Raw genomic sequence first — 13020 nt, 5'->3', positions numbered from 1 at the left:
AGGTTTATTCTTCCTGCTTAATAAATCGGGATTCCTGGAGCGCCTGAAGCGCAAAATTAATCTCGTCTTCAATAATGCGTTCGATCTCCCTGGCTGTTTTGCCTTCACAACGGGGAGCTGCTCTTGGAGCAATACTAAATAAGCGGCTACGCAATTCATTAGCTGCCAGAAATGCATCATCCCTGACCGCATCTTTAGCGATGAGAGAGCCTTCCTTTTCTTCAAATTCAAGGCGTTTCAGCTTTGCCTGATAAATTTTTTCTGCGGTCTTAGCCTTGTTGAATTGCACCGCAACACCGGAAGTACCACCAGCTAATCCGGCATCATCAGCGGGTAACTCTGGTTGTTCCGAAGATATCCCATGCCCTCTTTTTCCGTTTTCAGCAGATACCTCACGACCAACCTGTCGGCTCGCTTCATAAGCCGCACTAGCTTTATCAAAATCCAGCTTGCCGCTTTTCAGCACTGGAATGCGACCGGAACGACAGAGCTTCGTAACCATTGCCGGAGAAATACCTTTCCGGCGGGCAAACTCTGACTTACTGACGATGGCCATTACTTGCAACCATTAGCAAGATACTGAACAAATCCCTCATGCGTTTCATGCGCGTCGTGGTACTGACGATAAACATCCAGCAACAATGCAATTTCCATATCCGTCGCGGGAATACGTTCTTTATCAATAGCCAGGTACTTAATTTGAACAACAGGGGAAGAATTATCGTCTTCTTCCTGCGGCTGTTCATCGCTTAACATTTCGTCAAGTTCTGCATCATTAAACCCAAGCAGATCAATATCAAAATCATCATCCATTAACTCTTTGACTTCTTCGGCCAGAAGCTGCATATCCCAGCCAGCATTTAAGGCCAGCTTGTTATCTGCAATCCTGTAAGCCTTCTTCTGTTTTTCAGAAAGGTTACTCAACCGAATCGCCGGAACTTTATCCATTTCCAGAATTTCGGCTGCTGCAAGCCGACCATGCCCCGCAATCAGTTCATTCTTTTCATCGATCAGCACAGGATTAGTGAAACCGAACTCACGGATACTGTTCACCAACTGTTCAACCTGCTCATCTGAATGAGTCCGTGAATTTTTGGCGTATCTGAGCAGCTTACCGACTGGTAAATATTCGATTTTTAGAGCCATTTTTTAACCGCCATAACACAACAGGTTAAAGAAAACTGTTTAACTTATTGATACTAAAAGAGAAAATGACGATCTTTTTACTCATAAAAAATCACACAAACCAGCATAATTATCTGATTTTATTAAGTTTTTATAAGTGAAAAGGATCTTGAGATGGTGTTTTGGTTAAAAGATTGGATGTATTTGCATGATTTATAACGATTTTTATCAGAACAACATCACATTGGTTAAAGATCTGCGCGTATCTTGATGATCTAAAAGAAAATTTTCTACTTTCTTTTTACCAGCACAAATACAGCAAAAAATCACGTTTTCCCGATATTTTTCAATGAGATGAGTAAATTTCTTTTACCGCAACTTTTAACCTAACTTTTTTCACGTTTAGCTAGCCGAACATCGGGGTTCGAATGACCCGCATCCAACGCTTTTGGCCAGAAGGACCCAATTCTGCCGGACGATGAAACGATGCTCGTGCTCACCCACAGACAGCCAGCGAGCGACGCTACAGAACACAGTGAATACACCCTGCATAACAACACCATCAACCACACGATGATTAACGAGAGAACGTCTTAGAAAGAATGTCATCAATAGCCTTTGTGACTTCATCAGCAAACGCATCCTCACCAGCACGTAGCGCCACGCCATGCCAATCAAGACGCTGCGAATAGTTAGGTTGCTGGATAAACGTAAGGATCAACGTAGGACGCCGCCCAACGCGCTGCCAGACGCCTGGTTGAAGCGGGTTACTTGTACCAGGTCGAACAACAAAAAACTCCGTAGGCTTGCCCTGACGGCGATTTTGATGCGCATCTCGCTGAACTCTTAGGCCAGATAAGACCTGCTGTAATTGCCCCCGCGAAATATTCCCGTATTTGTCCAGCTTTGCGCCGGGACCAGGAGCAAGCTGCCAGCCGTTAGGCAAATATCCACCAGCCCTTAGCGCCCCTTCTGAGCGTTTGTACTGTCGTTGGCCACCTTCGATTTGCGGAGTCAACGTTACAGGGGCTGGCGTTCCTCCCCATTCACGAGCATACACAATGGCTGTAGGATCACTCTTCTTTGCGGCCAAAACGTAAGTAGAGTTCTGAATCCACGGCGTGGGCCTGTCAAATACCCGATTAATTTCATTCTTAATCGCAGCCTGAGAAGCCTTTGCCGTTCTGGTTGCCGCAAGCGCCATTGCGAATGGCAATTCGCGTTCTTCAAGGCGCTGGAGTTGTCGTTGAATATCCTGAGAAGAAAAATCCATCTTTATCTCAATTCTGTCAGCCACCAGCGCCTCCTACACACTACTTAATCAACGGCCGGAAAGCCGCCAACACATCATCAGATCGTCCGATTGTTGAACCACCAGGCAACGGCAACTCAAACTCAAAACGAACAGCTTTCTCCAGACTCTCCCAGCGAAGAGAATCATCGTTAATAACGTGCAAATACCAGCTCTTACCGTTAAATACCGACCGCTTTATTCTGAAGCTATGCTCACGGCACAATTGCTTCACTTCCTCATCAGAATGAAACTTCTGATAAAACCAGTGTCCCTTCCGGTACAAAGCAGAAAAACCGTTATGGTCAATAAAATAAAGCCGACTTATAGAGCTAGCAGCTTGCGTTCGTTTAAGCACACTCTCCAGCTCTCCACGGCTACGGCCAGAAAAGAATATTGACCCACCAGCTTTACACAGGCCTTTCAGAACCGTCAGAACGGACCATTCAGCCTCGACACTATCGACCGAGTTCAAAACGCTATCGCAAATCACGTAGTCGTAACGCCCTCGCGTTTTTAAGTCGTCCACCAGCGTATCAATCATTCGGTTTGTTGCAGCCCTATCCAGAGTGTTTCCTGCGCCCTTACGGCGGAAAAGCTCAAGATCATGCAGGTTATACCCCTTTGCCCTGAGCATTCGCGCGTAGTCTCCCTGCCCCGAACCAAAATCAATTCCTCTTGGCGTCTTGGCAATGATCGGGAGGATCAACGACTCATACAGGTTTGATTTCAGGCTGCCACCATTACGCAACCGCATAAGCTGCGCATACGTCTGGATGTATGTTGTTTTCTCCAGATGAGAATACTCAAATACACCATAAGTTTTATTCAGATAACTTTGGTATTTTTCCTTCTCAACATCAGGGATCACAAACACCGTTAGCGGTGTGCGCGTCATCTTCGCTGCTAATGCATACTGAGCACAGTGAATAACCTCGCCAGACTGAGTAGCAACACAACCACCCCACGGACCATACTTGATAACCAGTTCCGCTATGTTCTTTCGAACATATGCCATTTTCGCGCGCATATTGCCTGAGATCTGGCTTGCCGATACCTGAACAAAACCATGCTTATCTTCCAGACCGGACACCCTGCAACGCTCATCTCCGCTATCAAAATCCGTTCCGTTATGCAGTTGGTTAAACCGAACTTCGTCGTATACCGTCGTTTCACAGGGCAACACATACACCGCAGCACGCGTTATTCCCAACTTACGTAGCGCCTTCGTCCTTTGGTGTCCCGCCACCAGCAAATCGCCGCGCACTATCAATGGCTTCACAAGCCCCAGCTCCCTGACGCTTTCCTCCAGCCTCGCAAGATCATCCTCACCGATAAAACGCGGGTTATATTCCGCGCCGCGTAGGTGCGTTATGTCGTAATTCAGGTGAAGCATCAGCACACCTCCCCAGCCAGCAATGCGGATACAAATCCGATATAGCTGCCATTATCATCAACATAACGAGACACCGCGCAGTCAAAACGATCCGCTTCCTCATCCGTTGCCGGGATTTTATGACCTCCAAATGACAGGTACTGAACTTTTACGCCTGATTTGGCCTCATCCTTCTCAAATGGGATATCCATACCCTCTGTGTCATCGTAGACCGCCGCACTCAATAAGTTATCCAGTTCGCGCTGAGTAAAACCAATTGAGTCCAGAGCAAAATCATCGGCCGCAAGATCTGCAAGCTCCGCGCTTAACAGCTCTTCATCCCAACCAGCATTCAGCGGAATACGGTTGTCGGCCAGACGATATGCCTTCTTCTGATTCTCCGTTAGCCCAGCCAGAACAATGCAGGGAACATCATCCATCCCCAACTGAGTGGCCGCAGCAATTCGACCATGACCAGCAATTACAACGTTGTTCTCGTCTATCAGGATCGGATTAGTCCATCCGTACTCCTGTATGCTGGCAACAATCTGATCTACCTGCTCCACGGAGTGTGTGCGAGCGTTCTTTTCATAACCAATCAACACAGAAAGTGGTAAAGAAACCACATTAAGTTGTTTTGTCATGCCGTTTATCCGCTAAAATCCCCTCGCTTGTGCAAGCAAGTGGGCCTCGGTTTGTATCCACGGCACCCTGTGGGTATGAATGACTGTCGTCAGGTCGCAACTGACGGCGGTCGCCCACCTTCCAGTAATAAAAAAGCCACCAGCATTAACTCCACAGCGAGCTGGAGTTAATGAGGCAGCTTTGGTTTGCGCATTATCGCAGCCCCTGATTAGCACAAGAGCTGCTGTAATGCGTCACTCTGGTATCAAACAGATGTGACCGTTATTTACCTCAATGCGAGAGTATCTCGGCTTACCATCCACGATTCCGGTAATGACAAGTTCGCCATCAGGCGACCATTCTTCTTTGTCGTCTTCAAGTACCGCGCCTTCTGGCAGATCAATACAAGCAAAAACAGGACAGCCAGGATGACGTTTATCCTCCATCGCAATCAGCATCGACTCACCGAACCACTCTGTAGTAGCACGGCCATCAGCCGCCTGATAGTGAATCAGATACTGGTTTTCGCCATTTGCATACTGAGCACGGGCTTGAACTTCTCCCCATTCGTCACTGATACGCATTGTTACCAGTTGGGATAATTCAAACTTAAACGGAACAGCCTCGGCACCAATAGATATCGGTGAGTTTTCTCGCTGCTCTGGACCTTCACGCTTCACAATTTGAACATCTTTGACGAGCCAATCACCTGTGTTATCTACTTTTCGATACTCATCGGTATCAGGTAACTCAATAACACTCATCCCATCCGGGCAAAGCAACGATACATCTTTCGAAACACTGCGGATAATGCCGTTATTGTCATACATCATCTTTAAAGTGTGAGGCTGAAATTTCTTCTGCTCCTCATACCAATTTCTTCCGTCTTCAGTAAAAAGCTGTAGCACATCTGGATGTTTGCCGCGGGGATCAATAAGCGGCGCACTGATATTTTTTAAATGCATCATATAAATAACCCTACATCTATCTCATTGACTTGAATGAAACGCACCCTGACCGCAATTGCTCCCGCTTACGCCGAAAAGCTCTCTGCGCCACTAAGATGCGCCACAGGACACCAGCGATAACCACCAGCGAGATACAAAAACACACGGCCACAACCATCAGAAAAATGCCAACACCATTCATGAAACTATCCATTCTTCAATGAATATCTCCAGTAATATCAAGAGATACGCCGTTCCCAGCGCGGTTCCTACCGATATAGCTAAGACAAACCTCAAAGATAACGAGGTGTCCTTCGCTTTTCTCCAGACGTAAGCGCCAGCCAGAAATACCAACAAATCTCTTATTGGAAGCGGAAACCAGAACAAATCACTCGGCAAGTCCACGGTTATATCCTTCCATTCATTTTTATCGGGTGACCAGATAGCCTTAGGCAGTTGAGCTGTAAAGCTCCTGTATCAACTAAATGATCAACTAACATGATTAGAGATTCATATTCAGCCAGATAGCTAACCTGACGCATTCGACCGCCGTTGTTCTCCAGAATGTCGGCCACCTTTGCAGCCAACTCGCTTAGACAGAAGAACTTATTCCCATATATCGTTTTATACTCGCGCTTCTGGCATTCTTCGGCTTGCGGCTGGTTATCGAGAGCTATCAGCGACCGATGGCTATCAATGAAGTCCACAATCTCATTCAGGCATTCTTTAGCTGCCTCATCGTGACTTTTTCCGTATGCTTCATGGAGGACTTTCATCCTCATCATTGCTCCGTCACATATAGTCGAAAGCGCGTAAAGCACATCACTAACCGCCATTTCTTTTTTGGTGCTTGTCGAAGGCATCCCATGTTCTCCTTTGTCTGGATGTAAAAAAGCCCCGGCAATTGCCGAGGCTCGTTGTTCGTTATCGTTACGGTTTAATGCTCGCGTCGTCCGGCGACAACTTCGGATTTGTATTTCAGGTCGCCCAGCAAGAATTGCAGTTTAAGCATCTTTGCCGCCGTGTAGTTCCCTGATTCCACAACCTCTTTCATGAGGTCATAAACGGCCGCTACATCATCAGCCAGAAGCTCTTTGCGTTGCTGCTCAGTCGCACGTTTGAAGGAAATACGCATCACTCATCATCTCCTGCCGCACATACAACCTCACAAAAAACATCAGCGGAATGTTTCTCCTTGAACGAATGACGCTCAAAACCGCACTCAATATCAGGCGCAAAAACATCCACCACATACGGTCTTTCAGAATGTTTGTTTTCCCAACGATAAACCGTAGTGACGTTGAAATGTTTTAACGCTTCACGGAACTCAACGCTGCCCGTCAGGTTTTTTGAGGTCAGGTATTGCAGGAGGTTTTTTACTACTTCACGGTCTTGTACTTTCATCGGGTTATCTCCGGTTTAACCAGGGCGGGTATCGCTCGGTTTCGGGTATAACCATAGGAAATTTTTTCCCACCTGTAAAGCACTTTTTATATAAATCTATAATTATATAATTCTATGACACTTGCCAGAGAGCATCATGCAACTGGATACCTCCGTTGCACTGGTTGCCCCAGCCATGCCAGCCATCAGGTAAATCACCGCGAGCAAACAGCTCAATACGAGGAACATCGCCTAACAGCTTTACCAGCTTGTCACGGACCACATCAGGCTTCCGAGAATGCTCCAGACGAGGCGATGTAAACGACTGAATGATCCCCGCATCAAGACGTGTCGGTAGTTTGCCTTTCACTGCAAACAAGCAATCTTCACTGTTTGCACGAGTCATATGCCCCATTCCCATCACCAGCTTATCTGGTTGTCGGCTACCACATTTGTTCCATGTGAAGCCCTTCATGGTCATAAGCCTGAATCCCCATGCTTTCACCACCAGCAACGCTTCTTCTGGCTGAGTCGGAACCCACCACATGGCCAACAAACACGATTCAGGATTAGCAAGCTGCCAGACAGGAATACGAGCAATCTCCTCAGCTTTCATCGTTGGATACTTAAAACCAGCGCCACGATTCCCATCCTTACACTTGTCTTTGTATTCCCAGGGGGGATCTGCATAAATCAGATTAAACAATGCAATTGCCTCCATGTTAGTTATGTCTCCGCCGCTCAGGCAGTCATAACGCTGGCCAGCTCTACAGCAGACACAACGAAAAGGGCACTAGCCAGACTGATTAATGCCCTTGCCTGTTGTGTGCCGGATATCGCCCGACAACGCTGTTTTGGTAACACGGCTACAGTTCCGTGCCGCTCCAGCTTTTACCCCTTTGCGGATAACAGGCCCTGCCTGTACTCACTAACCAACGGCTTCCCGAAATGTGCACCAGGCACGCATAAAGATGAGCACGAAGAAGTAACTCCACCGCGCTTATCTTTATGTGTGAGAGTGAATTGGTGGCCCCTACCGGACTTGAACCGATGACCGTGCGATTATGAGTCGCCTGCTCTAACCACTGAGCTAAGGGGCCATATTTGATTTGTTTGTCTGGTGTGGCGCCGCGCACGAAAATCCCAGCCAATAAATTCAGGATTTTTGGGCGCGGCGGCATATCAGACAAACATGGTTGATGCGTGCACCCATGAGAAAAGCGCATAGAATGTTGTAACTATATATTTATATAATTATAGAAATATATATTACTTTCGGCAGTTGATTTCCCATGCCCTGTTATGAGCCAGAATATCTTTCTTTGTCTGGCGGTCCATAACATCGATGTCGTGATCAGTCAGGTAGATGGGCTTTACCCAATCACAGGCGGTATCAACCACCACCGGGACGCTTCCACGACTCCCGCAGCTCGCGATCAACATCGTCATCAGCCATATGGTTAACACTCTGCTGTACATTCCCCACCTCTTTTGTCACTTCTATACGCCGCTCCGCAGTGGCTTTTACGGCGGCTACATTCTCATTAATGCGCTGCTTTTCAGCTTCATCTTCGGCCTTTTCTCGCCCCTTCATACGACCAAAACCAAACGCGCCGAATGCAACCAATATAATTGTGCCAATAAATGACAAAACGGCCTTCAAACCAGTCATACCACCACTCGCTCTTTCATCCAGCCGTAGACAAACGACTCATTAGCCTCGCGCTTCTCCGCCAACTCCAGATAGCGTTCGCCCTGCGTACAGTTCAGCGACGTCAGCATCACCCGTTCGCCGTCTTTTCCCCGATTCCCAAGATAAGCACGCAGCGCATTAATGGTACGTGGACCAATTCGTCCATCTGCATCCAAATCGGGATACAGCTTCCCACGCAGATTGAACACATTCAGCCAGCGTTGAAGCATTTTTGACGCCACTGTTGGCCCCATGTTGACGCCCGTGTCGCACAGTTCTGCGGCAATATCCGGCGACAGAGTTGCTATCTGGTCAAAACGTGGGCCGTACCAGTAATCAGCCTCAAGGATTTCCAGAGCCTGTTCGCGAGTTAAATCGCGCATATCGCCACGGTATCCATGAGCACGGGCAGTGTTCTGAGTAATGCCCCACTTTGTTGGGCCTCCCTTGTCGTCAGGGTGATCCACATAGCCGCCCTCTTTTCCAAGAATGCTGTTAAAAATCTCATCTTTGGTCATGATTAAACCCTAATGCGTCAACTATCCGCGCCAGATTTCCCCTGAAATACAGAACAACGACGCAGATAATCAGATTTCCAATAACCACCAGCCAGTGGGATTCTTGATAAAGACCGAACACATAACGGAAGGGAACATTGGCGTATACAATGACGTAGATATAAGCCAGAAAGGAAACAACTGGACGATGCCTGGAGTCTTTCCGTCGATAAAGCATCAGCGCCATTACTATTACTGTGCAAAGCACCGCATTAATCAGTGCTGACGGGTCACTGCTTACCATTTGAACCCCCTCCACGTAAGCGGGAAAGCATTCCAAAGATGCTACCGAGATCCTGGCTGTTTACGAACGTGAGGATTTTAATTGTCAATGCAGCCACAATAACCGCACCAAGCGCATCAAGAGGTCGATCGTTGTAGCTGGTCCATTTGGCAAGAAATGAGCCAACTAACGGCGCTCCAATCACTCCAACAATGAACGATGTAAAGAAATAGCCAATCAGCTTGAGACGGCTAATATTCACCGCTGTAGCAACATAGAAAACAGCGCCAGCAAATGCCCCGAATACAACGCCGTAATCAATACCAGTTGCAATACCAAAAACGCTGGCACCCATCAGGCCACCAGCAGCAACGGCCGTACCGGAAATTGGTTCTGCTGACATTGAAATCCTCGTTAAAAAAAAAGCCCCGCCGAAAAGGCAGGGCTTCATAAAGCAACAAATTACGCGGTAATCGCTTAACGCAGTTTTACTACGTTAAATGAAACACTACACCCAGTTACCACCTAAAACAAGGTTTTCCCATAAAAAAAACCTTCAAAATGTGGTTAATCGATCAATAAAAAAACAATACTCACAGTAGTGCAGAAAAGAATAGCGGCTTAACTGCTTTCCTCACCTCACTAGCGTACATCCCCGCAGCTATCTCAGTTGTGAACAAACGCCCTCCAACTAGCCATGCAACAGGTGCAGATGCCAGGGATGCCAGTGCAATTTCATCTGTAGCAAGCTCTCTTTCAAGATATTCACGAAATCCGGGGTTAATAGTTACCGTATCCAACATTCTCTGGCGCGCTTCCTTACGTTCACGAATATGGGCAATCAATTGCTCTTTGGTAAAAGTAGCCATATCACTTCCCTTTCCCCTGAAGCATGGCTGCGCGGCAGGCGTTCCAGCCTGTAGCGTATGCAGCCGCTTTGCTGCTGCCTTCAACTGGCGCATCCTGCCAATACATTTCATCCGGCACTACCGGTGCTGGCAGCTCGCGATACAGAGGAATTACACGACGCGGGTCTGCGTATTTATCTGGAGGACAAGGTAATAAATAACCTAAACCAATTTGCTCAACATCTCGCAGTTCCTCGTCATCAGTCCATGCCACCGGTTCTGCTTCCAGCGAGGCTAACGCTATTTCATAAGCCCGGCGCTCAATATTGTCTCGCACGTCCAGGCTGCTGATACGTTCTTTGATTTCTTTAATCATTTCTTTGTCGGTAAAAGCCATTTCAGTTTTCCTTATATGGATTAATTTTACTGTGCAGTGCGTTGAATGGCTCCGATGTCACGTCGGTATATAACTCAATAACTGGTTCAACTAATTTTCCGATTACCCAGACCAGGATTAACGGGGATATCGGTATCAGCAACACGATAAACACAATGAAAAACAGAAATTCTATCGTTCTGCTTCTTCGCGGATAATTTTTCCTGAATAATGTTGGCACATCACTCTCCTTTAGTGCGCAAGTGGTTTTTCCAGCGGTTTTGCGCCGCGCTGGGCTTGTTAAGTGAACACATCACAATATCAGCCGTATTTGTGAACAGCCCCATTCTGCGGTTACTGAGTTTTAACCATTGCTGGATGCCGCGAGCATTTCTACAGGTCAAAAGAATTTTTGCTTTACGGTTTTTCATCGTTTTGTTCTCCGATTAGTTCAGCCATTTTTATTACCGCCCTTTCGGGCGGCATCCCGACATTAATCGTTGTGGTAACTCATGGCTTCATTTGCAGCATCAACCGGATCAACCTCCCACCAGCAATAATTTGGGTCGGTTCCTTCAGGTGTCCACGGCTCTAATTCATTTTTTGCTACATTCTCGTCACCAGTAATCTTAAAAATCTGCTCAGAGAATTTTTTTACCCACTCGTTATATTTTTCCGCGTTAATGGTTTTCTGTGTATTTAACATAGATATACCTCCGGTTAAGGATTAAATTTTATTTACAGTGCTGATTTAATATTCAGTTCTGGCTTTTGTTGCCCTGCGTATCCGCGCTTTCGCGTTACGCTCAATCTGAATTAGCTTTTCTATATTTTTTCGCCTTTCCTGTTCCTCCTGGCGCAATAGCCTTACATCATCTGCCAGTCTGGTTTCTCTTTTAGCCACAGAGAGCATCCAGTCAAACGGCTCCACAACTGCACCACAGATTTTGCAGCGGACCTGACGCTCTTTTTCGTCAACCCGGACAGAAGCGTGATGGCAGTATGGTCTTTCCGATGGCTCATAAAGAAAATTAACCTGATTACGTGGGTCATCCTCTTTTACCGGAAATAAAACAATATTACTTAACTCATCTTCTGGTTTTATTTCCACGTCACTCTCCTTTGATGCGAACGCCAGCGACGCGTGGCACATTAACTTCCACAATGCGCACAGTTGGTTTGTACATCTCAATTGCTGTCAGCCAGTCAGCGCCGGTCATGCGCTTTTCTGCATCACCATTAGTCCACTGAACCGGTACACCAATAGCCTTCATCGCGATTTCTATTTCCCCGGCGATGGCGCTTTTTCCGCAACCAGTAAAACCAGATACAACGACAAGAACTTCACCTTTGGCTGGTTTTATTTCCCGTGCTTCCAGTTCTGCAATGCGTTCCTCCAGTTCGTAGACCCTGCATTGTTCTCTATCATCAATCAGATATAACCCAAGACATTCGCTTTCTACCCAACCGCCAAAATCATGATCGTAACGCTCACATGAAAACTCACCGTCACCGTCCTTTGTTGGAATGGTGTAACTATCTAATGGGCCACCATATGTCGGCACATTTCCCAATGTTGGATGCTCAATCCACATGAAAAATGCACGTCCGGTTATCGGACAAATTTCTGGTCGCCATTGGTCACTCATTGGTTTCCTCCCACGTTTTCAGACTTTCACCACAGAACGGGCAAAATGAAACTCGAATCGGTGATTTAGAAAACTCACCGGAACGCAACATCACCAAATCAGGTCCACGGGTTAAACTCTCATTCCAGATTTTGTATAGCAGTAAGCCTTTTCTTACTGAGCATTCAGCATCACGCTCAAGAGACTTTGCCAATGCAGCACACGGCTCTATTCGATTGCCATTAATTCGACAATTTGATCCACTCACTTCAACTCCTCCCGACGACGTTCCTGAAGCTCTAGCATTGCGGCTCGGAAATCCTGCCACCATTCCTCATCTGCAACGGGGGTATTTCGCTCCAGCACCTTGTCCGCATCAGCGATCAGGTTTGCCAGACTCTTGTCTGAAATCTTCGTTACCGGAGTCGTTGGTTGCTCAACCTGCCCGATAGGTTTTATCGTGCTCAAAAGGAGGCGACGGCTGGAAAGTGGCGACCCACAACGGCGCCCATCTTCCTTGCGATATGTTTCTTTCGGACCAACACACCAGGTTGTCGGCGTTTCGCGTAACTTCACTTTTTTCTCACCATCAATGGTGATGATTATTCCGGTATGGGTTTTGATGCTCATGCCACAGCCCCTCTCAACGGCTTAACTTTGGCTAATAAGGTGTTAAACAACATGGAGTTAGGATTCATGCCAAATGGCAATTCCGGTTTAGCGGAGTAGTACAGGCAACCATTTATTTTCCTGGTTGTTATCTGTCCTTCGGCAACCATGCTTCTCAGTCTGCAACGCATAGAGTTCTGCGACACACCAATGTGCTCCGCGATTACGTCCACTTTTGAACATGGGTGATCGGTCAGGAAATTAATCACATCTTGGGGGTTAATAATTTTGCGTTTCATTGTCGAGGCGTCCTTATACATTTATATAAATATATAATTCTA

The 13020-nt window shown here is 46.9% G+C and carries 24 protein-coding genes, 1 tRNA gene and 1 pseudogene; all 26 read right to left on the bottom strand.

The features are described from left to right. Positions 1 to 4: 4 nt before the first annotated feature. The 26 genes and pseudogenes from D9738_RS11400 to D9738_RS11275 all read right to left on the bottom strand — a co-directional run bounded on the left by D9738_RS11400 (position 5) and on the right by D9738_RS11275 (position 12978). Entirely contained in the window at positions 5 to 556 is a 552-nt protein-coding gene (locus D9738_RS11400) for a hypothetical protein (protein ID WP_001019009.1), read from the bottom strand. Next, positions 556 to 1146, bottom strand: coding sequence for a ParB/Srx family N-terminal domain-containing protein (locus D9738_RS11395; RefSeq protein ID WP_001185429.1), 591 nt, complete (start codon positions 1144 to 1146; stop codon positions 556 to 558). Before D9738_RS11395 ends, D9738_RS11400 begins: the two co-directional genes overlap by 1 nt. 556 nt (positions 1147 to 1702) lie before the next feature. Next, positions 1703 to 2422 (bottom strand): hypothetical protein, encoded by a 720-nt coding sequence (locus D9738_RS11390; RefSeq protein ID WP_000775053.1) that lies wholly within the window; start codon positions 2420 to 2422, stop codon positions 1703 to 1705. 16 nt (positions 2423 to 2438) lie between these two features. Continuing rightward, complete coding sequence (locus D9738_RS11385; protein ID WP_130260205.1) at positions 2439 to 3812, bottom strand: ParB N-terminal domain-containing protein; 1374 nt, start codon at positions 3810 to 3812, stop codon at positions 2439 to 2441. Then, a complete protein-coding gene (locus tag D9738_RS11380) occupies positions 3812 to 4435 on the bottom strand; it encodes a ParB/Srx family N-terminal domain-containing protein (protein WP_040123400.1) in 624 nt (207 codons plus the stop codon). Before D9738_RS11380 ends, D9738_RS11385 begins: the two co-directional genes overlap by 1 nt. Positions 4436 to 4669: 234 nt before the next feature. After that, positions 4670 to 5095 (bottom strand): hypothetical protein, encoded by a 426-nt coding sequence (locus D9738_RS25100; protein WP_240780585.1) that lies wholly within the window; start codon positions 5093 to 5095, stop codon positions 4670 to 4672. After that, positions 5096 to 5380, bottom strand: a pseudogene (locus D9738_RS25420) (tail fiber assembly protein); the annotation flags it as partial. Between the two features lie 389 nt (positions 5381 to 5769). After that, positions 5770 to 6225 (bottom strand): hypothetical protein, encoded by a 456-nt coding sequence (locus D9738_RS11365; protein WP_024173201.1) that lies wholly within the window; start codon positions 6223 to 6225, stop codon positions 5770 to 5772. A 74-nt stretch (positions 6226 to 6299) separates the two neighbouring features. After that, complete coding sequence (locus D9738_RS11360; RefSeq protein WP_023278665.1) at positions 6300 to 6497, bottom strand: hypothetical protein; 198 nt, start codon at positions 6495 to 6497, stop codon at positions 6300 to 6302. Next, positions 6497 to 6766 (bottom strand): hypothetical protein, encoded by a 270-nt coding sequence (locus D9738_RS11355; RefSeq protein WP_023278666.1) that lies wholly within the window; start codon positions 6764 to 6766, stop codon positions 6497 to 6499. The genes D9738_RS11360 and D9738_RS11355 overlap by 1 nt, the downstream gene beginning before the upstream one ends. A gap of 112 nt (positions 6767 to 6878) precedes the next feature. Next, complete coding sequence (locus D9738_RS11350; RefSeq protein ID WP_130260204.1) at positions 6879 to 7466, bottom strand: MT-A70 family methyltransferase; 588 nt, start codon at positions 7464 to 7466, stop codon at positions 6879 to 6881. A 303-nt stretch (positions 7467 to 7769) separates the two neighbouring features. Further along, positions 7770 to 7845, bottom strand: a tRNA-Ile gene (locus D9738_RS11345). Between the two features lie 293 nt (positions 7846 to 8138). Next, complete coding sequence (locus D9738_RS11340; RefSeq protein ID WP_130260203.1) at positions 8139 to 8417, bottom strand: hypothetical protein; 279 nt, start codon at positions 8415 to 8417, stop codon at positions 8139 to 8141. Continuing rightward, positions 8414 to 8959, bottom strand: a complete 546-nt coding sequence (locus D9738_RS11335; RefSeq protein ID WP_042038384.1) for a glycosyl hydrolase 108 family protein — start codon at positions 8957 to 8959, stop codon at positions 8414 to 8416. Before D9738_RS11335 ends, D9738_RS11340 begins: the two co-directional genes overlap by 4 nt. Further along, entirely contained in the window at positions 8943 to 9239 is a 297-nt protein-coding gene (locus D9738_RS11330) for a phage holin family protein (RefSeq protein WP_130260202.1), read from the bottom strand. Before D9738_RS11330 ends, D9738_RS11335 begins: the two co-directional genes overlap by 17 nt. Further along, positions 9226 to 9621, bottom strand: a complete 396-nt coding sequence (locus D9738_RS11325; RefSeq protein WP_001271967.1) for a phage holin family protein — start codon at positions 9619 to 9621, stop codon at positions 9226 to 9228. The genes D9738_RS11330 and D9738_RS11325 overlap by 14 nt, the downstream gene beginning before the upstream one ends. A gap of 190 nt (positions 9622 to 9811) precedes the next feature. After that, positions 9812 to 10087 carry a hypothetical protein gene (locus D9738_RS11320; RefSeq protein WP_001705009.1) on the bottom strand — a complete coding sequence of 92 codons (276 nt, stop codon included), beginning with the start codon at positions 10085 to 10087 and terminating at the stop codon, positions 9812 to 9814. A gap of 1 nt (position 10088) precedes the next feature. Next, on the bottom strand, positions 10089 to 10463 hold the full coding sequence (locus tag D9738_RS11315; RefSeq protein WP_130260201.1) for a hypothetical protein: 375 nt from the start codon (positions 10461 to 10463) through the stop codon (positions 10089 to 10091). A gap of 1 nt (position 10464) precedes the next feature. Further along, positions 10465 to 10683 carry a DUF4014 family protein gene (locus tag D9738_RS11310; RefSeq protein ID WP_045133283.1) on the bottom strand — a complete coding sequence of 73 codons (219 nt, stop codon included), beginning with the start codon at positions 10681 to 10683 and terminating at the stop codon, positions 10465 to 10467. A 1-nt stretch (position 10684) separates the two neighbouring features. After that, complete coding sequence (locus D9738_RS11305; RefSeq protein ID WP_045133282.1) at positions 10685 to 10873, bottom strand: hypothetical protein; 189 nt, start codon at positions 10871 to 10873, stop codon at positions 10685 to 10687. A 62-nt stretch (positions 10874 to 10935) separates the two neighbouring features. Further along, positions 10936 to 11148, bottom strand: a complete 213-nt coding sequence (locus D9738_RS11300; protein WP_045133281.1) for a hypothetical protein — start codon at positions 11146 to 11148, stop codon at positions 10936 to 10938. Between the two features lie 45 nt (positions 11149 to 11193). Further along, positions 11194 to 11553 (bottom strand): hypothetical protein, encoded by a 360-nt coding sequence (locus tag D9738_RS11295; RefSeq protein WP_032206196.1) that lies wholly within the window; start codon positions 11551 to 11553, stop codon positions 11194 to 11196. Between the two features lies 1 nt (position 11554). Next, entirely contained in the window at positions 11555 to 12091 is a 537-nt protein-coding gene (locus D9738_RS11290; protein ID WP_089570215.1) for a hypothetical protein, read from the bottom strand. After that, entirely contained in the window at positions 12084 to 12338 is a 255-nt protein-coding gene (locus D9738_RS25090; protein WP_089570214.1) for a hypothetical protein, read from the bottom strand. Before D9738_RS25090 ends, D9738_RS11290 begins: the two co-directional genes overlap by 8 nt. After that, complete coding sequence (locus tag D9738_RS11280; protein ID WP_000023819.1) at positions 12335 to 12700, bottom strand: hypothetical protein; 366 nt, start codon at positions 12698 to 12700, stop codon at positions 12335 to 12337. Before D9738_RS11280 ends, D9738_RS25090 begins: the two co-directional genes overlap by 4 nt. Then, positions 12697 to 12978 carry a hypothetical protein gene (locus tag D9738_RS11275; RefSeq protein ID WP_000823235.1) on the bottom strand — a complete coding sequence of 94 codons (282 nt, stop codon included), beginning with the start codon at positions 12976 to 12978 and terminating at the stop codon, positions 12697 to 12699. Before D9738_RS11275 ends, D9738_RS11280 begins: the two co-directional genes overlap by 4 nt. Positions 12979 to 13020: the final 42 nt, after the last annotated feature.

It is taken from the genome of Escherichia sp. E10V5 (assembly GCF_004212315.1).
Taxonomy (GTDB): domain Bacteria; phylum Pseudomonadota; class Gammaproteobacteria; order Enterobacterales; family Enterobacteriaceae; genus Escherichia.
Note: the sequence above shows the minus strand (reverse complement) of the source record. Positions and strands in the feature narration are given on the sequence as shown.

Bases quoted from the DNA above. Each gene is read 5' to 3' on its own strand.
- D9738_RS11400 (WP_001019009.1), bottom strand. From the start codon at position 556: ATGGCCATCGTCAGTAAGTCAGAGTTTGCCCGCCGGAAAGGTATTTCT.
- D9738_RS11395 (WP_001185429.1), bottom strand. From the start codon at position 1,146: ATGGCTCTAAAAATCGAATATTTACCAGTCGGTAAGCTGCTCAGATAC.
- D9738_RS11385 (WP_130260205.1), bottom strand. From the start codon at position 3,812: ATGCTTCACCTGAATTACGACATAACGCACCTACGCGGCGCGGAATAT.
- D9738_RS11380 (WP_040123400.1), bottom strand. From the start codon at position 4,435: ATGACAAAACAACTTAATGTGGTTTCTTTACCACTTTCTGTGTTGATT.
- D9738_RS11365 (WP_024173201.1), bottom strand. From the start codon at position 6,225: ATGCCTTCGACAAGCACCAAAAAAGAAATGGCGGTTAGTGATGTGCTT.
- D9738_RS11360 (WP_023278665.1), bottom strand. From the start codon at position 6,497: ATGCGTATTTCCTTCAAACGTGCGACTGAGCAGCAACGCAAAGAGCTT.
- D9738_RS11355 (WP_023278666.1), bottom strand. From the start codon at position 6,766: ATGAAAGTACAAGACCGTGAAGTAGTAAAAAACCTCCTGCAATACCTG.
- D9738_RS11350 (WP_130260204.1), bottom strand. From the start codon at position 7,466: ATGGAGGCAATTGCATTGTTTAATCTGATTTATGCAGATCCCCCCTGG.
- D9738_RS11340 (WP_130260203.1), bottom strand. From the start codon at position 8,417: ATGACTGGTTTGAAGGCCGTTTTGTCATTTATTGGCACAATTATATTG.
- D9738_RS11330 (WP_130260202.1), bottom strand. From the start codon at position 9,239: ATGGTAAGCAGTGACCCGTCAGCACTGATTAATGCGGTGCTTTGCACA.
- D9738_RS11325 (WP_001271967.1), bottom strand. From the start codon at position 9,621: ATGTCAGCAGAACCAATTTCCGGTACGGCCGTTGCTGCTGGTGGCCTG.
- D9738_RS11320 (WP_001705009.1), bottom strand. From the start codon at position 10,087: ATGGCTACTTTTACCAAAGAGCAATTGATTGCCCATATTCGTGAACGT.
- D9738_RS11315 (WP_130260201.1), bottom strand. From the start codon at position 10,463: ATGGCTTTTACCGACAAAGAAATGATTAAAGAAATCAAAGAACGTATC.
- D9738_RS11305 (WP_045133282.1), bottom strand. From the start codon at position 10,873: ATGAAAAACCGTAAAGCAAAAATTCTTTTGACCTGTAGAAATGCTCGC.
- D9738_RS11300 (WP_045133281.1), bottom strand. From the start codon at position 11,148: ATGTTAAATACACAGAAAACCATTAACGCGGAAAAATATAACGAGTGG.
- D9738_RS11290 (WP_089570215.1), bottom strand. From the start codon at position 12,091: ATGAGTGACCAATGGCGACCAGAAATTTGTCCGATAACCGGACGTGCA.
- D9738_RS11280 (WP_000023819.1), bottom strand. From the start codon at position 12,700: ATGAGCATCAAAACCCATACCGGAATAATCATCACCATTGATGGTGAG.
- D9738_RS11275 (WP_000823235.1), bottom strand. From the start codon at position 12,978: ATGAAACGCAAAATTATTAACCCCCAAGATGTGATTAATTTCCTGACC.